Origin of the sequence: Proteus sp. CA142267 (assembly GCF_003336825.1) — a bacterium.
In the GTDB taxonomy this organism is placed as follows: Bacteria; Pseudomonadota; Gammaproteobacteria; order Enterobacterales; family Enterobacteriaceae; genus Proteus; species Proteus terrae.
Window position 1 is genome coordinate 157,272 of sequence record NZ_QPMG01000005.1, and the last position, 21,354, is coordinate 178,625.

Consider the following 21,354-nt stretch of genomic DNA (forward strand, 5'->3'; position numbering starts at 1 on the left):
ATCTTATATTGATTTCGATTTATAAGTTTCTAGTTAAAGCATGTTATCTTTAGCTAGAACTTATAAGAATAACGCGAATTTTTTTATTTAAAAAAGTGTATTTTTTTTATTTCAATTATTAATTTATACTACATTTAATAGGAAGCTTATTTTATTTATCCTTGTCAATACAGAACAAGAATAATAGAAATTACTGCTGAATATTTTAACACACGAATGACAGAATAAGTGGTAACTAAGCATGCAATTAAGCACTCGTCAGGTCAGAGTCTTTACACTGGCAACCCTTTTAAGCTCTGGAAAAAAGGTTCCAACCATTAAGATTATTTCTGCTCTTGAATGCTCAGAGCCTACGTTAACGCGCGTTTTAAAAGAGATAAGAGATTCTTATGGCGCTGAAATAAAGTACAGCAAAGCTTCTCGCGCATATCAAATGACTGAACGAGGTCAACTCGATAGTAAAGCATTACGCCGTATGCGTGAGGCATTATCTGCCAGTGAAGATCTTCGCCATAATGGAATGACAAGCCGAGTTTATCTCGATAAAGATAAGAAAAAATCAGTTTCACTTTCATTAAAAATGTCGGCATTACGTAAGATTGATAGATTATCTTATTTAAATAATTCCACACGTAGCGAAGCTGTTGAATTATTAGTTGATCACTATATTGAAAATTTAATTCAATCAACACTCGCTGAAATAGCCGAGAAAGAAAAAGAAAAAAAGAATTAAAAATAGATAATAAAAAGTGACTTGATACTTCGGTATCAAGTTATTTTTTTATAAAGTAATAAAAATGAATAAATATATATAAACTTATTTAATAAGTTTATATATATTTATTCTTACTCTTCTTCTATTTTAAATTACGTTAAAATAGAAATCACCAATACGCTAACAGCTTGAATTAATTAATTTTTCATAATTTATATTGTTTTTAATTAAAAAGTATTTATACCTAGTCATTATAAGTCAATCATTTAGCGCCACTCTTATTGTGATAGCACAATAAAAAATATTTTCTTTGATAAAATTAAATCACTCGACAACTCAATTTAAGAGTAAAAGATAGCCCAATTCCTCTTTTATTTTACTTTTCATACTATCTTTATTCAGATTAATAATATTGGACAATCATCACTGCGTTTTTTCCCTAATTTAATTAAACTAAGCATTATCTCAATTGAACACCTTCATGAGTCGGTTAGTATATTAATCGCTTATTTCTATCTCACTCACAGGATAAATGCATGAGAAGATTGCCAGTCTACCTTTTACTTGATACATCAGGTTCTATGTATGGAGAACCTATTGCAGCAGTAAAAAATGGCGTTGAAATGCTCTTATCAACACTACGCCAAGATCCTTACGCATTAGAAACCGCTTATATTTCTATCATCACCTTTGATTCAACCGCACAACAGATTGTACCGCTCACTGATTTAATTAATTTTAAAGTACCTGATTTAATCGCAAGTGGAACAACTGCATTAGGTTCAGCACTTACTTTAGTTTCCAGTCGTATTGAAAAAGAAGTACAAAAAACCACGGCTGAAACAAAAGGCGATTGGCGCCCATTAGTTTTTGTGATGACAGATGGTGCCCCAACAGACGATTGGAAAAAAGGCGTTGAGAAATTTAAAGCGGCACGCACGGGTGTTGTTATTGCGTGTGCGGCAGGACGAGCGGCACAAACTGATGTGCTCAAAAATATCACCGAAATTGTATTACAGCTAGATACTGCAGACTCCAACACCATTAAGTCATTCTTTAAGTGGGTTTCAGCCAGTATTTCTGTCGGTAGTCAAAAGGTCGATTTAACTAAGAAAGATATTAGTGATCTTGATGACTTACCACCGCCACCTCCTGAGGTTAACGTTGTACTTTAAATAAAAAAGGAATGAATATGTCTATTAGTTTAAAAAAAGGACAAGGTGTTAGTTTAAAGAAAAATGAATATGACCTTTCCTCTGTCACTATCGGTTTAGGCTGGGATATCAACGAAGAAAAACGCGGATTCCTTGGTGGGCTTTTTGGTAAAAAAAGCGAAGAATACGATTTAGATGTTATCGCCTTCTTATGTGGCGAAAACGGTAAAGTAAACGATTTAGGCAAAATTGAAGGTGGACACCCTTCACTCGTCAATGGCGATATTATTTTCTTTAATAACCTACAACATAAATCAGGACAGATTTGGTTAACTGGTGATAACCGAACAGGTGCAGGCGATGGAGACGATGAGCAGATCATCGTGAAATTAAACACACTTGATCCTAAATTTACTAAAATTGTCTTTATTGTTCAGATTTACAATGGCCGAGAGCTACAACAACACTTCGGTAAAGTACAAAACGCCTTTATCCGCGCTGTTGATGCCAAAAATGTAGAAATGGCTCGTTTTGATTTATCTGGAGGCGAAGCCTTCAACAACCAACGTTCAATGCTGTTTGCTGAATTAATCAGAGAAGAAAATGGCTGGAAACTTATCGCCATTGGCGAGCCTTCAAGTTCAGATAGCTTCATTTCTTACTTAAAGGACTTCACCTAATGAGAAGACTTCCCGTTTACCTATTAATTGATACTTCTGGATCAATGAGAGGTGAATCTATTCATGCGGTTAATGTCGGGATACAAACAATGCTTAATGCATTGAGACAAGATCCTTACGCATTAGAAAGTGTGCATATCTCCATCATTACCTATGATAATGAGGCGCGTGAATTTATCCCATTAACCGCATTAGAGGATTTCCAATTCTCTGATATCACCGTACCTAGCTCTGGCGGTACTTTTACGGGTGCAGCACTGGAGTGTCTAATCAAGTGTGTCGATCGTGATATTAAACGCTCTGATGGTAACCAAAAAGGTGACTGGCGTCCCCTCGTCTTTTTAATGACCGATGGCACACCTTCTGATGCTTACGCTTATGGTGAAGCGATTAAAGAAGTGAAAAAACGTTCATTTGGTTCGATCATCGCTTGTGCTGTTGGCCCGAAAGCCAAACACGATCACCTTAAAGAGCTCACATCTCAAGTAGTGGCTTTAGAAACACTAGACTCCAATGCCTTCTCTGGCTTCTTTAAATGGGTTTCTGCCAGTGTTGCATCCGGCAGTTCAAGTGCAGGCGTGAATACGGATAAAGATACCCTACCGCCACCACCTCCTGAAATCCAACTGGTACTGTGATCCGCAAAAGCAAAGCGCTCCAAAAGGCTTTGCTTTTATTTTATTCAGGCTTTGGTTTATCCATCACAATACATAACAGCCACAATAAAGTGATAAGGTACAACAATGAGAAGGCTACCCATTTTCTTTGTTTTAGATTGTTCAGAATCGATGATTGGTGAAAACCTAAAAAAGATGAATGACGGTCTAACAACTATTATTAGCGATCTAAGGCGTGATCCACACGCCCTTGAAACTGCTTATGTTTCTATTATCGCCTTTGCTGGTGTTGCAAAAACGATTGTTCCACTCACTGAAGTCGTCTCTTTTTACCCTCCTCAACTTCCATTAGGAGGAGGCACTTCATTAGGCAGTGCATTACGAGAACTTTCTCACCAAATCGACACTCAAGTAAGAAAAACCACGCTTGAGCAAAAAGGTGATTGGAAGCCTGTCGTTTACCTTTTAACAGATGGCAGGCCTACCGATGATTACACACAAGAGATCAAGCGCTGGAAAGCTCACTACGCCAACAAAGTTAATTTAATTGCGATTGGATTAGGATTAAGTGCAGACTTACATGTACTGTCACAATTAACTGAAAATGTACTGTTATTTACCGAAGCACAAGAAGGCGATTTTACTCGTTTTATTAAATGGATAACGATGTCCGTGGTTTCTCATAGCCGATGTGTTGGCGAAGAGCCACCACCACTTTTAAGTCAAACAGAGCATATTGTTCGTCTTGCAAAAGATGATGTCGAGCGTGCTTATGATGAATCTTGTGTCACTTTTGTCGGTCGTTGTAGCCACACACGCTCACCTTATTTAATGAAATATGAACGCCCACCCATGAAAGCTTCAGGGCTGGATTTTAATCTTAACCTTAATGGCTTTAATTTAACGGGTTGCTACACCTTAAATGAAGATTACTTTGCATGGAGTGATCTCAGCGCCACCGCATATCAAGTTAATACCAGTGAACTTCATGGCACTCCAGGTTGCCCTTATTGTGGCAATGCGACTGCTTTTGCTGTTTGCCAATGTGGCAAATTGCTCTGTGTAAATGGCCCTGAAACCGTTATTTGCCCTTGGTGTGATAATAACATCACCTTTGGGGATAACAGCAATCAATCTGACTTTGATGTCACACGAGGTAAAGGCTAATGAATAAAAAAGCCCTACTCACAAAACTGATTATTGATGACATACTGACACAACAGCGCATTCCGATAGATGAAGAGCTGGTTATTGCGCTGTATGAAGATACAGAAATCGCACAACATATTGATTTTATTATTGATAGAATCAAAGCAAAAACGACAGAAAAAATAACAACGCAAGACAAAGCACAACCTATTCTTCTGTTATTACCACCAGCCCGCGATTTAGCCTCTGAAGAAACATCGTTGCCAGAAGAGAGCCTATTAAAACCGGGACAAATTCCAACACACTCATCGCCAATGCCAACAGAAAAACCGATTATTCAACGTCCTACGGCAAAAATTACCCTTTCTAATGCCAAAGTAGGTACCGCGTTTAACTCCACGCTCAATATCGAGCTAGATACCCTCGAAATTGCCGAAATTGAATCGGTTAATTTCCCTGAAGCACTTGGAATAAGTTTTGATCCTGAAAGTCGTTGCTTAGTAGGTATGCCAACAAAAAGTGGCAATTTCACATTGGTTGTCCATTGGTCTGTTAATAGCACTCGCTATCACAATGACGTCTTATTAATCATCAATCCTGATCCTCGTAGCTTATGGCAAATCAACGAGCCTCCCGCAGACAGCCCTTATCCCAAAGCACATATAGATAGCAAACTTATTCTTGAAGAAGATATTCGTATTGCAGGTGCTAGCCGTCGCGGTCGCTCTCATGAACATGCAGGCACATTCCGTGATGATGATTTTTATATTCACCACGATGAGCAAAGCCAGTGGAATATTTTAATTGTCGCAGATGGTGCGGGTAGTGCACGCTATTCTCGTGAAGGTTCACGCATTGCTATCAATACCGTAAGCCACTATTTAAAATCACAGCTAAGTGAGGGGAATGAAGCGTTTAAACCTCATCTTGAAGCCATCCATCAATGGAATGACAATAATGCCATTAATAAAGTAGGAAACTTCTTTGCTCAACTCTTTCGTAATGCAGCACAATTGGCAGTTAATAACCTCAAAAACGAAGCCATTCATATTAATGAACCGGTAAAATCTTTTTCGACTACGTTATTAGCCACGGTTTCTTTGCGTATCAATGATGAGTTATTTGCTGCCTCATTTTGGATGGGAGATGGTGCAATTGCGGCTTATGGTCCCGCAGGAAAAGTGCGCATTTTAGGTATTCCTGATAGTGGTGAATATGCAGGGCAAACCCGTTTTCTTGATGATAGTGCACTCAATGATGTTGAGTTTAATCGACGCATTATTATTGGTAAGTGGAAAGAAATTTCACATCTTATTTTAATGACGGACGGAGTGTCTGATCCGGTATTTGAAACAGATAATGGCTTACAAGATCCCAATAAATGGGCTGCACTCATTGATGAAATATCGCCTTGTTTAGCCTCTCCTGAAAATGCAGATAAAGCATTGACTGAATGGCTGAATTTCTTTTCAGCAGGCAATCACGATGACCGCACTCTGGTTGTGGCTTGGTAATCATAAAAGAGAGAATGGGTGAGTTTCATGGCAGAGATCATTACCTGTACAACGCAAAGTGGAAAAACAGTTCAGTACGTCAATGAAATTATTGGCTCTGGTTCAATGAAAGATGTCTATTTTTCCCCTGACCGAACCTATGTTGTTGCCTTCTATAAAACAAAACAGAATGCACAAGCCAAAGATAGAATCGATATGATAACAGGCTCTTATCGACATAATATCTTTGAGCAAAGTGGCGGAGAATATTGGAAAAACCTCTTTTGCTGGCCAACAGATGTTGTCGAACATCAAGGTAAAATTGGTATTGTTGTTCCGACTTATCAATCCCACTTTTTCTTCAAATATGGCTCTAAAAACAACGACTTTCTGGCAATAAAAGGTCGAGAAAAAGAAGGTAAATGGTTTGCAAGTGCCAACAACCAAAATAAATTTCTCGATCCTCGCGAAAGAGGCAATCTATTAAATTATCTGAAAGTCTGTTTACTGCTCTCTCGTGCCGTGCGCCGAATGCATGCCGCAGGCTTATGCCATAGTGATTTAAGTTATAAAAACGTCCTTATCGATCCTGAACAAGGCCATGCCTGTGTTATTGATATTGACGGTTTAGTGGTTCCCGGCAAATACCCACCTGATGTTGTGGGTACTCCTGATTTTATTGCGCCAGAAGTGGTAAAAACCAGCCATTTACCGAAAGAAGATCCTAACCGTATCTTGCCAAGCATTACGACCGATAGGCACGCGCTTGCGGTATTAATCTATATGTATCTGTTTTATCGTCATCCATTACGTGGCGGTAAAATTCACGATCTTGACGATGAAATGCGTGATGAAACACTGTCTATGGGTGAAAAAGCGCTGTTTATTGAACACCCAACCGATCGTAGTAATGCGGTCAAATTGAATCAGGTAAAACCGTCATCTCTCCCTTGGGCAGATCCTGAAAAAATCCCATACACAATTATGGGGCCGTACCTAACACCTCTTTTTGAAAGAGCCTTTATTACAGGGTTACACGATCCTTCACAACGCCCTACCGCAGATGAATGGGAAACCGCTTTAGTCAAAACGGTAGACTTAGTTCAACCTTGTCAGAACAAAGATTGTGAACAGCAATGGTATGTTTTTTCAGGAAAGACTCAGCCTGTTTGTCCTTATTGTCATACCCCATATAAAGGGCAATTGCCGATTTTAAATCTCTACTCTTCACGAAAAGCTGGTAGCTTTAGACCTGACGATCACCGCTTAATGGTTTGGAGTAATCAATCACTCTTTCCTTGGCATGTTAATCGCCTTATTGCACCTAATGAACGCACCACCGATGAACAGAAAAAGCGTGTAGGTTATTTTGTTTATCACAATTCAACATGGTGGCTTGTTAATGAGCGTATTGATGGATTGATGGTATTGCCAGAGAAAAAGCAGATAGCAATTGGCGATAAAATTGCATTAACTGATGGATTGCAATTTGTATTATCGACAGAAGAAGGCGGACGACTTGTTGTGGTGCAATTAGTGTCAAATTAATAAAGTAAGAGAATAATCCGTTTAATTTATCGCGGGTTATTCTCTTTTTTCATTGTGTTAAATTTAATATTGAGATCAAAGCTTAAATTCTATAACCAAATTTAAATCTTTTGCTGGTTTTCCTGTTTCATAGCGCCATTGTTCCATAGCGTGAATAAGTGACAAACCAAAAACATCCACTAAAGGGGAATCTAACAGCCTAATATTTTGTACATGCCCATTTTCATCAACATCAAATTTCGCCTTTAATCCACCTTCAATGCCTTGAGTAGCCGCTTTTACAGGATAAGTAGGTAATGGACGTGATAAATTCTTAGGATAATTTTTAACCGTAAGATTTGACTCTTTTATTTCACTTTGAGTCATTTTCTCTGGTTCATCGACTAATTTTGTTTTCAATAACAAATTAGATTGAGCATCCGGCTGTATTGATTGAGTAGCACATCCATTTAGTAAAATGGTGCTGCAAAATAAACTTAAAATAGCTAATTTTATTTTCATTTTTCGTTTCTAAAATAAGATTAAGTATTAAAACACAATAACACATATCATAATCATTTCTATTCTCAGATCTACGTTTAGTTAAGAAAAACTGTGCAATTAATCCTATTTTTGCCATTTTATTTAAATCCAAGTCAGATCACATATTTACCTCTCACTCCTTCCATTTCGCGCTAACGTTCAATATTGGATATCAAGATCCCAGTTTATTAAGCCTCATTATTTACAATACCCCACAGTGATAATTGGAGGCATGAATGAAAACTAAAAATAAAATCAATGTGCTAGAACTTATTTCGCCAGAGATGAAACAAGTTATGCAATTTTATGCAGATAATCCGCAACCTGCGCCAGAAAATGATGATTATCCATCAATGCGTCTTGCTTATAATCAAGATAGGCGTTATTGGAATGCGGATGCACCAGAGATGTTTAGCATACAAGATATTTCGGTGAGTACTTCTTATGGAAGTGTATTAACGCGTCTTTATAAACCCAAACAAAAAACACCCGCGACACTCTATTATCTGCATGGCGGTGGGTTTATTTTAGGAAATTTAGATACTCACGATCGCATTATGCGACTGCTTGCCTGCTATACCGGTTGTGCCGTTATTGGTATTGACTATTCATTGTCTCCCGAAGCTCGCTACCCCCAAGCTATCGATGAATCAGCACAGGTTTGTCAGTATTATCATCAAAATGCAAAACGCTACGATATTAATACACAATATATTGGTTTTGCGGGTGATTCTGCGGGTGCAATGTTATCTCTTGCTACTGTATTGTGGCTACGCGACAAACAAATTCACTGTGGAAATATCAGTGCTGTTTTGCTTTGGTATGGATTATATGGATTACGCGATTCCACCAGCCGTCGCCTTTATGGGGGAGAATGGGATGGATTGCGCCAGCAAGATCTAGAAGAATATGATAATGCATATCTAACCGCACTTGGCAGTCGCGATGCACCTTATTATTGCTTATTTAATAACGATTTAACGCAAGATATTCCGCCTTGCTTTATCGCCAGTGCACAATATGACCCACTTATTGATGATAGTGTGACGCTATTTAAAACCTTAGAAGCCCATCAATTAGCTTGTGAATATAAAATGTATCCAGGCACATTACATGCCTTTTTACACTACTCACGGATGATGAAAGTGGCTGATGACGCCATTCGAGATGGCGCTCACTACTTTGTCAAACAACTCGCTTTGTAAAACGTCAGCCTATTAAAACTCAAGGTTTCGAATAAAACGATAATCCGCAGACGCTTCTTTGAGTCGATACAGACTTGCAGGGCGTCCTCTTTCTGCGCGTTTTTCTCCAGTATCAATTAATAAATCGGCTTGTTCGATGCGTCGTCTAAATGATTTTTTCTGGATCTCTTTCCCAATCAAAATTTCATGAACATGCTGTAACTCTGGCAAGGTAAATACTTCGGGTAATGCAAATCCGGGAACAATCGAATAGAGTGATTTTTGCTTTAATCGCTCTCTTGCTTGAGCAATTAATTCATGGTGATCAAACGCTAAGCTCTGTTGTGCAATCTCATCAATAGGACACCACATCACCGAATCCACGGTATCTATATGCGCTTCACAGGCTTGATGTGCAATCAACGCGGTATAACAAACCGTCACCGACCAACCTCTTACATCACGCTGGCTATTTCCCACTGAACAGAGTTGCTCAATATAAGGGGGGATCACGCCCGTTTTCTCTTTTAATTTTCTTAGCACCGTATCTTCAAGGCATTTATCTTGCACTTCGTCGACAAATCCACCGGGTAAACCCCATTTTCCTTTTTCAGGATGCTCTCCTCTTTTCACCAACAACACTTTTAACTGCTCTTCATGGTAAGTAAATAGTACGGAATCAACAGTGATCAGGGGTGATAGGAAATCACGACGGTTATAACTGGCTAAAAAATCTTGTTCATTCATGGCGTAAGTTTTATTAGAAGACGATGAAACTATTTTAAGCCTAAACAGCAAAAAATCAAATTTTGTCATAAAGACACTAAATCAGTTGACAAGCATAGTGTCTATAGGACAAAATTCAGTTATTGTCATAAGGACACTAATTGGAGAGGCACTATGTTTAACTTAAATTACTTTAAAGCTGATTCATCAACATTCATTATCAAATCTGTCAATGGTAACGTTCGCCAACAAGGTAAAGGCTTGAGTTTTTGGTATAACTCCGCCACAACCTCTATTGCGGCATTACCTTTAAACGCTCAAGAAGCACCTTTTATTTTTAACTTCCAAACCTCGGACTTTCAGGGTTTACGCATTCAAGGGCAGATCTCATTTCAGGTTAAAGCACCTGAAAAAGCCGCAGAAGTACTCAACTTTAACTTAAGCAAAAACGGCAAATCGTATGCCTCTGAAGATCCACTCAAACTCAGTGATCGTGTTGTACGTATTGCACAAACTTTAATTCAAGCAAAGATCCAAAGTACACCGCTTAGAGAAGCGTTATTACTTAGCCAATCATTAGTGACTTTGGTAATGGAGCAATTAATTGAACATCCCTCATTAGAGGCATTAGGTATTGCGATTTTAGATGTTTCTATTGCGGCAATCACTCCATCACCAGAAACCTTAAAAGCACTCGAAGCTGAAGCGAGAGAATCCTTACTGAAAGAAGCCGATGATGCCATTTATGCTCGTCGTAAATTCTCAGTAGAACAAGAGCGCACCATTAAAGAGGCTGAATTAGAAACCGATTTATCTGTTCAACGTAAACGCCAAGAGATTGAAGAAGCACGTTTAGAAAACGAACGTACATTATTACGCGAACAAGCTGAGATTGAAAAAGAACGCCTTGAAGCCAAAGTTAATGCGGAAGCAAAACGCAAAGAACTGGTCGCGTTAAGTGCTGAAAATCAGCGAACACAATCAGAAGCGGATGCTTATGCTATTGAAGCTACCATGCGTGCTTATCGTGAATTGCCCGTTGAGAACCTAAAAGCAATGGCATTAGCAAAAATGGACTCACAACAATTAATGGCAATGGCATTTGAAACCTTAGCACTGAATTCAGGAAAAATCGGAGAGTTAAATATCACACCTGATTTATTTAGCCAATTTATGAAAAAAGGCAGTAAATAATGCAACGTAACGAAGATTTTCGCTTTGTACTGGTGATGAGAAAAAGCCGCTTACAGGAATTAATTGAGCGCTTTAATACCTGGTCACAAGCCAAATTCTATTTAGAACACAACAATGTTGAGGTAAAGGATTACCTCAATGAACACAATTTATATCAAAAGCAACTCACAGAAGCTGAGCTGATTTTAAAATCATTAGGACGATTTCAACTTTTAGAAAGAGGCTTATTACCTAGCTATCAATTCTCACCTCACGATATTGTGGTGGTGATTGGTCAAGATGGGCTTGTTGCCAATACGCTGAAATACCTTAATGGGCAGCCTATCATTGCCATAAATCCTGATCCATCAAGATGGGATGGTAAATTATTACCCTTTGAAATAGGGCAATTAAAAGAGACCGTTATTAACACCATTAATAAAAAAATGCCCTTTAAAACGGTCACTTTTGCACAAGCGACAACCAATGATGGTCAATCTTTATTAGCGGTTAATGACTTATTTATTGGCCCTAAAAGCCACACCTCTGCGCGGTATATTTTGCAATGGAATGGCACTGAAGAAGTGCAATCTTCATCAGGCATTATTGTGTCAACAGGATTGGGATCAACAGGATGGTTTCAATCTATTCTTGCTGGTGCGATGGCAATCACAGGAGAAGCTTCGCACCCTCTGTTACAAGGTTTTAGTTGGAGTGAACGAAAGCTACAATTTAGTGTAAGAGAGCCGTTTCCAAGTAGAACAACAGGTGTTGCACTGACTTTTGGCACTATTGAGCCTGATTCACCACTGCAATTAGGATCTTTGATGCCAGAGAATGGCGTGATTTTCTCTGATGGTATCGAAGATGACTATTTACAATTTAATGCAGGTTGCATTGCCCACATTGGTATCGCTGACATACAAGGGCAACTAATTAGCCAAAAAGGACGTCAGCAAATTTAGATTTATTTAGCGCTCTTTAACACCGTTTCAAGTCCAGAGATCATCACATCTAGGACAAACAAAAATGCGGCATCACCATTATCACTATCCATAATTGCAACGGCTTGGGTTAATAATGGCGGATAGGCAACAGTATCCGTCTCTACTTTTGGTTAGCAGCCTATTGTATTCTAAAGCTGTTATTTCAGCCTCTTAATACTAGAAATTATAAAGATTATAAAAGTCCTATCTGCTCTTAATATCGTTGATAGGACTTTATTTTAATGGCCGCAATCATAAACATTGGTGTTGAGCGATAGAGCAGGTAAGAGAGCAGTTTAGTTACATAGTTATTTTATGATAGCTATTTTCAATCATATTCAGCCTGAGTAAAAAACAAATATTTCATTATTGATTTACTTTTTATTTACATTGTAAAATTATTATCCAACTAAGAATAAAATATAATTTCTATTAATTTTAACTCTATTTAAATAAAAATTATTTGTAGTAACAGTCATATATTAATTTAGATCAATATTCACCAATCATTTTTAGATACTTCCAATAATAAAGTTTATCTGTTAATTAGAAATCCATCATAAAAAAAATAAAACACCAAAGTGATTCCAAAAAAGACTAATTTATTGGGCTTATATTTCTAAAAATTACCTTACAAAATAAAAAAAAACAAAAAGAGAGTAAATAAAATTTTTTATATAGTGATAACTAATCATAAATACTTAAGTTATTTTTACTTAATAGTGATGAAAAACTCTGTTTACGCGTATAAAAGTTAATATAAGGTTTAAAAATACTAATATTTTTATTTTCCAGCATAAAATGCTATGGGATTAATCCTATCCCTATAAAATTTTTAAATTGTAGAATTGACCTCAAGACAAATTGGTAAATAAAACAAATAATCCAAAAAAGAATAAATACACTTATTTTAGCTTTATCTCTTTTTTGCATATTTGAATATATTGACTAAAAGCATAAAGAGAATCGACATTAACAAATTCAAACAATCACTTTTCCATCTCAATAATATATTTTATTTAAAATGAGTCTATTTAAAATTCATTTTAAATAAGTATTTTTACTAAAGCCTAACTAACTGAATAACAGATTATTTTTAAATAACATCTGTTATTTAAAAACATTATGTAATAAGAATTAATCTACGAAGGATATTTTATGAAAAAGCTGACATTAGCCGTTCTTGCAGTTGCTATTATGGGTACAACAACTCTTGCTCAAGCTGATACTCGTACAGCAAGTGCTGTTGCTTCATGGGATGCGAAAGCATACAAAGATACTAAAAGTATGTTAGTTGTTACACCATTAAAATCTTTAACTTTCAATTATGCGGAAGGTATTAAAGCATTTAATTCTCAAGATGGTGCGTTCGATATCACTATCCAAGGTCAAGAAAAAGCGACTGATTTTAAACTAACTTCAAAAATCATCACCGATAAATTAGTACGTGCTTCTGATAACAGTGAATTAACTGTTGGTGTTAAATGGAATGGTACTGACTTAACTAGCTCAACAGAAACCACCATGGTTGACGTTGCTGCTGGTACAACGGCTGGTCTTGATTTCTTAGCTCAAGACGGTGCTTACAACGGTAAAGAGCGTGTAAGCGGTCAAAGCCAATTCACGTTCAATATTGCTTCCGCAAAAATCGCTGGTACTGATGCTCAATTCTCTGATTTAGCTGATGGTTACTGGGATGGTGACGTTAAAGTTCAATTTACTGCAACTTGGGAAGGCGACTTCACTAAAGCACCATAAGTTACAAAGTCAGTATTTTAATAAATACGGGATGAGCGAATTTTCGCTCTCCCTCAAGGATCCACGATGAAAAAAATAATATTAGCGTGTTTGAGTCCTTTGGTTTTTTATAGCCAATTTGCAGCAGCCATCCATGTCGGCGCTATTACTGAAACAATGCTGTCTGATCAAACGATTCTTGCTAAAGAAATTGAAAATAATGTCGAGCAAGCACGGTTAGTCGGATTGTCTATTGAGCGAATTTCATCGCCTTTAGAAGATGGAAAAGTGATCCCTTTAGTTAATAATGAGATTTTGATCTCACCAGCAAACTTAATTTTACCCGGAAAAACCAAAGAAAATTTCAAGATTTTCTATAAAGGTCCTAGTGATAATCAAGAACGCTATTATCGCTTAGTTTGGCGTGATGATCCCGTGACTGAAACCGGATCAACACAGAGCTCAAAAGCAGCAACTGCGACCACATCAGCAATGATAAGCACCATTTTAGTCGTCGCTCCACGTCAAGAAAACTTCAGTTACCGTTTCGATAAAAGCACTCGTATTGTTTACAACACGGGGAATAGCTCATTCCGTACTGTCGCCACGGGCGATTGTATGCCTAATGCCGTGACAAAAAATGAAAATAATCGTTGTAGTGAACGTTATTACGTCATGCCAGGCCTTGGTGTTAAGTTAAAACAAGTCGATGTTCAAAGCAAAAGAGCAACTGTCGGTATTTGGCATAACGATGATTTTATTATTATAAATTAATTTAATAAGGATTCATTGTGCGTAAATCAGGGATAGCTCTAGGTATCGCTTTATGCCTTTTATCTGGAAGTGCATTTAGCCAATCATCTAGTTTAAAGATGGGTAACTACATCATTCCTAGTGTCTTCGTAACTGCGTTAGAAGAAGGCATGACGATCCCTGTTTATCTGCGTTATAACCTCTCTAATCAATCTGTATTAGAAGAACAAAGTCGTAATAAAATTGCCGATGCACTAGTGGTACTTAAAGACAATAAAATCACGATTAACTCAGTGACTCCAACACTAGATGAAGGTGATGCACAAGTTGCCTCTATCAATGAACAACTCCTCCAATCATTAAACGAACTTAAAGATAAGCCCTTTGATCAAAATAATAAGATAGCGCTTTCCTCAGATGCTACGCTTAATTTTGATTTAAGTACCTTTATTATGTCGTTAGATGTTAATGAAGCAGGCCTTGCCACTCAAATCAAAGCACGTTCGGAAATGTTAGGAAAATCAACCGTTGATAATATTTCCTCCGTTACCACCTATGATTTAGGTGTCTATAACAATCAAATGAAACAGCAAAAAGATAACACTAATAGTTATTTTTCAATCGACAGTATTTGGAGTTTTGCTGAAAACCATTTGAACTTAAGCGCCACAGCGTATGGCCTAGGTACTGCAGAGCAGTCTTTTGACTTTTATCGAGCCATGTTTGAACGTGACTTTAATGGTCGCCGTTTTGCTTTTGGTCTATTAAATACGTGGAACTTACAATCTATTGCTTCCATGTCAGCACTTAACAGCAGTAAAGTTTATGGTGTTACTTACGGTAATAACTCATCGTCTAAAGTAAGCCATTCTCAACTCTCTTTAACACCCATTACGGTCTTTTTGCCGAGTGCCGGTGAAGTCCGCCTTTATCGTGATGGCAAATTATTAAGTATTCAGAATTTCCCAATGGGGAGTTTTGAAGTGGATACCGCACCACTCCCTTTCGGTATTTATGAAGTCGATGTCGAAGTGGTGATTGATGGCCAAGTTCGCTCTAAGCAGCGTCAAACCGTCAATAAATCTTACAATATGAAAGGGGCAACTTTAAACCAATTTCGTTGGGAATTATATTCTGGTTATGTAGATTACAAAAAACGGATTAAAAATAACAATAACGAATATCGTACAACCAGTGGCGATAATACGGTCTTAGTCGGTGGTGCAGGTGCGATTACATTAGGTGTATTTTCAGGCTTAAACTTACAGGGTTCTGTTTATGCCTTTGATAATCTTGCCGTATTAGAAACCAATAGTAATTTACAATTAACGGATACACTCTCAACCAGTTGGCAGGCATTAATTGCTAAAGACGGTAGTAACCGTAATATTTTTACTGCTAATTACTCCTTGCCTAAAGGAATTGGCGCATTATGGGTCAATCGAGAAAAAGGAAATATCAAAGATGATTTTCCTATGTATGACTCTGATAGCTACTCTTTTGGTACTACCCTGAATTTCTCTCAATTTTGGGAATATGCAGGCTCATTTACTTATTCTCACACTAAAGATTTAAGAGACAAAAATAAATCTAACAGTTTTGAATATGCAACTACACTTTATACGGGTCGTTACGGCAGTATGAGTTTGCGTACTGGTGTTCAACGCTATCACTACGATAACCAAAACAGCACCAACGAAAAATACATCACATTAGATTTCTCACTGCCGTTAGCAACATGGCTTAGTGCAGGTGTTTCTTCCAGCAATGGTAATCTGCGGGGCGAGTTATCTGCATCGAAAAGCTTTGAAGATTCCGCTATTCGTAATGCAGGCTTATCCATGTCCACTTTGTTACATGATAAAGATGGTACTGACAGTGATTTCTCTGTCAGCGGTTACGGCTCATTCGATACCAAATACAGCACCGGTACGTTAACCATGAGTCGCCCTAATAATGACCGTTTAAATACCACCTTAACGGCACGAGGCTCACTGGCTTATAGTGATATGAATTTCTCTGCCAGTGGAAAACAAGAAACATCAGGGGTAATTGTCAAAACTGGGATTGATGGTGAAGGCCAAATTGCCGCTAACGTCAATGGTCAACGCTTTGTGTTATCGGGTGGGAATAACTTTATTCCACTTTCCCCTTATGCCGAATATAAAGTCGAATTACTGAATGATAAGAACAGTGAAGATAGCTTTGACATTGCCTCGGGTCGTGTGAAAAACGTGGTGCTTTATCCGGGTAACGTGGCGGTGCATCAGCCTGAGTTAAAACAGATGGTTACCGTGTTTGGTCGAATGAAGTCACCTGACGGCACGCTGTTAGCCAGTGCACAAGTACGTAACCATATCGGGCGCACACAAACCGATACCCAAGGTCAGTTTGCGATGGATGTTGATAAACGTTATCCAGTGATTTCATTACAACAAGATGATAAACAAATTTGTGAAGCTGAATTAGATCTGTCGTCAGCTCGCGGTGTGCTGTGGGTAGGTGATGTAATTTGTGATCCGCAAACTACATTGGTAAACCGAAATTAAAGGAAAGCATATAATGTTTAAACATTATTTATTATTAATACTTACCCTTTTTGCTACATTTACTGCCAATGCAGCAACTTACACCAATGATATTGTTTTTATTGAAAACAATATTGATAATGAATATTTTATTACCCCACAAAAAACGGACCCTCGTTTTAGTGGTGCTAACGTTTTTACCAAATATAGTAGTGACCAACTTAGTTTAGGCTACATGGGATATACAGGTGCAGTTCCTCTCTACAATTATTTTGATATTTGGTTAGAAAACTCTCCAATTAAAATGCCATTTATTGGTAACCGTTGCTGGCGAACCTATAGAGATTGCCCTTCTGATGGTATACAAAGACCTGAACAAGTTTTAAATGACGGAATGTATCGTGCTTATATGAATACTCATGGCGGTGAAGCGGGTATTCCTAGAGCAATATTCTCTGATTCTTTTTATCAATATATGCAAAACTTGCCTGTTGGCAGTACTGAGAATTTTAGTTATTTTTTCTGCTATACAAAAAATGATTACAACCCTGCATTGGGTCAAACGTGCCGTTCTGTAAATGGTAAAGTAAATGAGCAAAGTTTTGCGATCACCAAAAATGGGCATATAAAGCTAAAATCAACCAATGCGTTACAAGAGATTTTTGTCGATAGCGAAGGTAATGCTGTTTTAGGCTTAGGGTCTAAGTTTTGCGAAATTGTAGGTGATAATGTTGTCTGTAAGATGGTCGATTATGAACTAAAAGGCGAAAACTTAAATGTTATGAGACTGGCGATGAAAGTCGATACAGCGACATTATCATTTACACCAACAGCGAGTGATATACTTCTTTCAGCAACACCTACATCAAGAACTTATTATTATTCATCAGCAACCATTGCTTCTTATTTAGTCACCCCTGGTAATGGTGGCGTTTATGTTCATTTTACAAAAAGTTTTTTTAAAAAATTAATTAAAAACAACGTAGATCTTTCTAAAAGCCAAGATTTATTTACCTTTAGTTTTACCAATGTTGCGGTACCTCAATCAGGGTTTTATGAATTTACGCCATCAAATACAATTATTATTAAACCTCGCGATTATGGCATTAGTATTGTTTCTAAAGACTTAACCAATAATCCGCATAGAGAAGGAAAAGTGGGCGATAAAGAGCCACCGCTAACCTTTGACTATATTGTAACCACCAGTGCATTTCGCCAAGCCAATAAAATTACAGCTGCCGTTGAAGGACCTAAAACAACAATCCGAGGTCAGTCTTACTGCTTATTTAGTTCTAAAGATAAAAAAATCAATGTGCCTTTTTCAGCCTATTTAATGTATACCGATGAAGGTGGCTCAAAAGTAAAAAGCCGTACTGCTTGCGATAATGTGCCTATCTCCATAAAAGAAGCATTATGGACAAAAACCACATGGCCTTACCCTTATCAGTTAGAAGGCAATTTCTATCGTACCGACTTACAATTAACCTTTCCTATGAATGAAAGTGCTTCTCTTTTCTCAATGGAAGGTGAAGACTGGATTGGTGTAGTAGAAGCTCGGGGCTATGTTAATGTCTTTGCAGAATGGTCAGGAACTGACATTCACTGAGTAAAATAAGAGCATCCTCTTTATATTAGGGATAATTTTCCTCTAATACATAAACAAAAAGTTGAAGATCAAGACAAGCATCCATGTTTGCTTGATCTTCGATTGCCGTTATTAACATCCGTTGTTCTAACGCTATATTGTCTCGATGCCATCCTTGAGCAATCCAACCCAAACTAAACGCCAGTAGTGCAATCCATGCATATAACGCTTGTGTGTTGAACATGACCGAATTCCTTAGTCATTCGAGACAAAACTGATTTTATCGACTTTTATTATGATGAAAATGTGTTGCACTTTTTACTTGGTATCATCTTTTCCTTTCCCTGAAAAAAATTGATTACCTCGTTTACGTAACCAGATTTCGACTAACTGATAGCCCACAATACCGAGCGCTGAGCCAATTCCCATTACTGCGACAGGATCAATTCCAGGCCATAAAATAAGCAGTGCACCAGCAACAACAGAAACCGCAGAGCCTAAAATAATTTTGCCGAAAAACAATCTTAATGTAATGGTTTCATTCGCAACGAGCATCTTTCCTAATGCAATAAAAGCGCCCACTATGACTAACGATATCAATGTGCTGTTATATTCATCCATGAATACACCTCATATCTGATTACACTTTTTTAACCGTAAAAAGAACTCTCACCTCCCAACATTCATCAGATAATCTGTAAAGAATTAGCAGTAAGCCACGACCCTGTGTAACTGAATAAATTCCCGATTGAGATAACGTAAGTTCCTTTTATTTCAACTACGCACAACATCCATTTGCGATAAACAACAGGCGATTCAGTTATATTACTGCTAACTTCCTTGTTAACTTGTAATAGACATCCTTATCTATTGCTTTCTACTTACACTGAAAATCAACAAAAGAATAAACAATAAATTCAATATCTTGCTTATCTCCGTATCATTTAACGTGAAGCTATTATCTACAAAGTTTGTATTTCAGGCTAGTAAGTTTGTTCGGTTAACGTCGGTTATCAATGCTTATCCGACAATAACCGAACTATTCACATCAATACAAACAAACAAACTTGTTTTAAGTATCTTTAAATAGCCTTAAAACAAGGATTTATATAAAAAAACAATAAATAGGCTGGTTATAATACAAATTTCAGCTAATATAGAAGCTATCTGATAGCCCATAGAAAAGAGAAAAACGATATGCGTGTCTTAACTATTTTTTGTCCTGAATGCGGTGAAAAAGCGCTTATAAAGAAAAGTAATCGTAAACACAAAGAGTTATCCGATCTCTATTGTGCTTGTCGTGATCCTGAATGCGGGCATACCTTTGTTTTAAACCTCACGTTTAGCCATACCCTTATGCCAAGTGCAAAAAACAAAGATACGTTGTTATTAGATGTGATTAAAAACCTTTCTCCAGAACAACGAGAGAAAGCACTCACTCTTTTGCAAGGCATGTAACCATCACTAACAGACACTCTTTTTTTCATTTATTTTTATGATCTTGCTCCCATTCTGACAGGTTATTTGACTAACCTATTCTTATAGAAAGATAAATGATGTAGATTCATTTTTAAGCTAAATAAAAATAATTCTTATGTTTTAAATAAAACAAACATGGCTTATTGATGCCCTGTTTGCCAATCCTTTAATAAATAATTTGTCAGCCACCCAAGCCAGAAAACCTATTTCTGGTTTGAAGACTAAACACAAATTTCAAATGGAGCATTTAAGATGAAAAAGCTGATTAATCGAGTTGATGATGTGTTATCTGAACAACTACAAGGCTTTGCAAAATCCCATCCTGAAATCAAACTTCATCCCTCCTCTTTTTATGTCACGCGAAAAGATGCTCCAATAAAAGGTAAAGTTGCTCTATTGTCCGGCGGTGGTAGCGGACATGAACCGATGCATGCAGGTTTTGTGGGCAAAGGAATGCTTGATGGTGCATGTCCGGGTGAAATATTTACGTCACCAACACCGGATAAAATGTATGACTGTGCCAAAGAGATCGATAGCGGTGAAGGTGTTTTAATGATCGTAAAAAACTACACCGGTGATGTGCTGAATTTTGAAACAGCAACAGAACTGCTTCATGACGATGGTATAAAAATTGCTACAATATTAGTTGATGATGATGTGGCAGTAAAAGATAGCTTATATACCGCAGGACGTCGTGGTGTTGCCAATACCGTATTAATTGAAAAACTACTGGGTGCGGCAGCTGAAAGAGGCGACTCTCTTGATGAACTGGTTAAATTAGGTCATCACATTAATAACAATGGTTTTTCTATCGGTATTGCCTTGGAAGCTTGTACAGTTCCAGCTGCAGGAAAACCCTCTTTTACTTTACCTGAAAATGAAATGGAGTTTGGCGTCGGTATTCACGGTGAACCAGGTATTGATCGTCGTAAATTTACTTCCCTGAATGATACCGTCGATGCCATGTTTAATACCTTAATTGAAAATGGCCACTATCAACGAGTGATCCGCAATTGGGATCGTGAAAACGGCACTTGGATTGATGAAAATCAAGAAAAACAGCCCTTAAAATCTGGTGATCGCGTCATTGTTTTAGTTAATAACTTGGGTGCCACACCACAATCTGAGCTTTATGGCGTTTATAACCGTTTAACTCAATGCTGTGAAAAATTTGGCTTAACCATCGAACGTTCCTTAATTGGTTCTTATTGTACTTCGCTCGATATGTCAGGGATCTCTATTACATTATTAAAAGTGGATAACGAATTACTTACCTTATGGGATGCCCCAGTGAATACACCTGCGATGGTGAAATAAGTCTTTAA

General features: G+C 37.5%; 20 protein-coding genes and 1 pseudogene. 16 read left to right on the forward strand and 5 right to left on the reverse strand.

Annotated elements, in window-relative coordinates:
- Positions 1-241 precede the first annotated feature (241 nt).
- The 7 genes from C0T34_RS10740 to C0T34_RS10770 all read left to right on the forward strand — a co-directional run bounded on the left by C0T34_RS10740 (position 242) and on the right by C0T34_RS10770 (position 7,356).
- The gene (locus C0T34_RS10740) at positions 242-733 is read left to right on the forward strand and encodes a hypothetical protein (RefSeq protein ID WP_023582799.1); all 492 of its coding nucleotides are present in this window, start codon (positions 242-244) and stop codon (positions 731-733) included.
- A gap of 518 nt (positions 734-1,251) precedes the next feature.
- Positions 1,252-1,890: a VWA domain-containing protein gene (locus tag C0T34_RS10745; protein WP_098941934.1), complete on the forward strand. Its 639-nt coding sequence runs from the start codon at positions 1,252-1,254 to the stop codon at positions 1,888-1,890.
- 17 nt (positions 1,891-1,907) lie between these two features.
- A complete protein-coding gene (locus C0T34_RS10750; protein ID WP_098941933.1) occupies positions 1,908-2,549 on the forward strand; it encodes a TerD family protein in 642 nt (213 codons plus the stop codon).
- Entirely contained in the window at positions 2,549-3,187 is a 639-nt protein-coding gene (locus tag C0T34_RS10755; protein ID WP_098941932.1) for a VWA domain-containing protein, read from the forward strand. The genes C0T34_RS10750 and C0T34_RS10755 overlap by 1 nt, the downstream gene beginning before the upstream one ends.
- Positions 3,188-3,292: 105 nt before the next feature.
- Positions 3,293-4,333 (forward strand): TerY-C metal binding domain-containing protein, encoded by a 1,041-nt coding sequence (locus C0T34_RS10760; protein WP_109850158.1) that lies wholly within the window; start codon positions 3,293-3,295, stop codon positions 4,331-4,333.
- The gene (locus C0T34_RS10765) at positions 4,333-5,829 is read left to right on the forward strand and encodes a PP2C family serine/threonine-protein phosphatase (RefSeq protein WP_109850159.1); all 1,497 of its coding nucleotides are present in this window, start codon (positions 4,333-4,335) and stop codon (positions 5,827-5,829) included. Before C0T34_RS10760 ends, C0T34_RS10765 begins: the two co-directional genes overlap by 1 nt.
- Positions 5,830-5,856: 27 nt before the next feature.
- Positions 5,857-7,356 (forward strand): lipopolysaccharide kinase InaA family protein, encoded by a 1,500-nt coding sequence (locus tag C0T34_RS10770; protein WP_098941929.1) that lies wholly within the window; start codon positions 5,857-5,859, stop codon positions 7,354-7,356.
- Positions 7,357-7,431: 75 nt separating this feature from the next.
- Here the strand turns inward: C0T34_RS10770 and C0T34_RS10775 are convergent, their stop codons facing one another.
- Positions 7,432-7,857 (reverse strand): TonB family protein, encoded by a 426-nt coding sequence (locus C0T34_RS10775; RefSeq protein ID WP_109850160.1) that lies wholly within the window; start codon positions 7,855-7,857, stop codon positions 7,432-7,434.
- A gap of 257 nt (positions 7,858-8,114) precedes the next feature.
- Between C0T34_RS10775 and aes the strand changes: the two genes are divergently transcribed.
- Positions 8,115-9,083 carry an acetyl esterase gene (aes, locus tag C0T34_RS10780; protein ID WP_109850161.1) on the forward strand — a complete coding sequence of 323 codons (969 nt, stop codon included), beginning with the start codon at positions 8,115-8,117 and terminating at the stop codon, positions 9,081-9,083.
- A gap of 12 nt (positions 9,084-9,095) precedes the next feature.
- Here the strand turns inward: aes and C0T34_RS10785 are convergent, their stop codons facing one another.
- Entirely contained in the window at positions 9,096-9,809 is a 714-nt protein-coding gene (locus tag C0T34_RS10785) for an NUDIX domain-containing protein (RefSeq protein ID WP_098944044.1), read from the reverse strand.
- Between the two features lie 153 nt (positions 9,810-9,962).
- On the opposite strand from C0T34_RS10785, the gene C0T34_RS10790 reads away from it, so the two are divergent.
- On the forward strand, positions 9,963-10,982 hold the full coding sequence (locus C0T34_RS10790) for an SPFH domain-containing protein (protein ID WP_109396262.1): 1,020 nt from the start codon (positions 9,963-9,965) through the stop codon (positions 10,980-10,982).
- Entirely contained in the window at positions 10,982-11,926 is a 945-nt protein-coding gene (locus tag C0T34_RS10795) for a sugar kinase (protein ID WP_098941925.1), read from the forward strand. Before C0T34_RS10790 ends, C0T34_RS10795 begins: the two co-directional genes overlap by 1 nt.
- Before the next feature lie 2 nt (positions 11,927-11,928).
- On the opposite strand, the pseudogene C0T34_RS10800 reads toward C0T34_RS10795, so the two are convergent.
- Positions 11,929-12,075: pseudogene (locus C0T34_RS10800) on the reverse strand (TetR/AcrR family transcriptional regulator C-terminal domain-containing protein); the annotation flags it as partial.
- A gap of 1,030 nt (positions 12,076-13,105) precedes the next feature.
- Here C0T34_RS10800 and C0T34_RS10805 point away from each other — a divergent pair.
- From C0T34_RS10805 to C0T34_RS10820, 4 genes are all read left to right on the forward strand, one after another.
- A complete protein-coding gene (locus tag C0T34_RS10805) occupies positions 13,106-13,705 on the forward strand; it encodes a common pilus major fimbrillin subunit EcpA (protein WP_098941924.1) in 600 nt (199 codons plus the stop codon).
- Between the two features lie 66 nt (positions 13,706-13,771).
- Positions 13,772-14,458 carry a hypothetical protein gene (locus C0T34_RS10810; RefSeq protein WP_098941923.1) on the forward strand — a complete coding sequence of 229 codons (687 nt, stop codon included), beginning with the start codon at positions 13,772-13,774 and terminating at the stop codon, positions 14,456-14,458.
- 17 nt (positions 14,459-14,475) lie between these two features.
- Positions 14,476-16,986 (forward strand): CS1-pili formation C-terminal domain-containing protein, encoded by a 2,511-nt coding sequence (locus C0T34_RS10815; protein ID WP_109850162.1) that lies wholly within the window; start codon positions 14,476-14,478, stop codon positions 16,984-16,986.
- Between the two features lie 13 nt (positions 16,987-16,999).
- Positions 17,000-18,571 carry a fimbrial protein gene (locus tag C0T34_RS10820; protein ID WP_098941921.1) on the forward strand — a complete coding sequence of 524 codons (1,572 nt, stop codon included), beginning with the start codon at positions 17,000-17,002 and terminating at the stop codon, positions 18,569-18,571.
- A gap of 25 nt (positions 18,572-18,596) precedes the next feature.
- Here C0T34_RS10820 and C0T34_RS10825 read toward each other — a convergent pair whose 3' ends face one another.
- Positions 18,597-18,794 (reverse strand): hypothetical protein, encoded by a 198-nt coding sequence (locus tag C0T34_RS10825; RefSeq protein WP_098941920.1) that lies wholly within the window; start codon positions 18,792-18,794, stop codon positions 18,597-18,599.
- A gap of 74 nt (positions 18,795-18,868) precedes the next feature.
- Positions 18,869-19,171, reverse strand: a complete 303-nt coding sequence (locus C0T34_RS10830; RefSeq protein ID WP_098941919.1) for a phage holin family protein — start codon at positions 19,169-19,171, stop codon at positions 18,869-18,871.
- A 576-nt stretch (positions 19,172-19,747) separates the two neighbouring features.
- Here C0T34_RS10830 and C0T34_RS10835 point away from each other — a divergent pair.
- A complete protein-coding gene (locus C0T34_RS10835; protein ID WP_023582814.1) occupies positions 19,748-20,008 on the forward strand; it encodes an ogr/Delta-like zinc finger family protein in 261 nt (86 codons plus the stop codon).
- Positions 20,009-20,281: 273 nt separating this feature from the next.
- Positions 20,282-21,346: a dihydroxyacetone kinase subunit DhaK gene (dhaK, locus tag C0T34_RS10840; protein ID WP_098941918.1), complete on the forward strand. Its 1,065-nt coding sequence runs from the start codon at positions 20,282-20,284 to the stop codon at positions 21,344-21,346.
- The last annotated feature ends 8 nt before the right edge of the window (positions 21,347-21,354 follow it).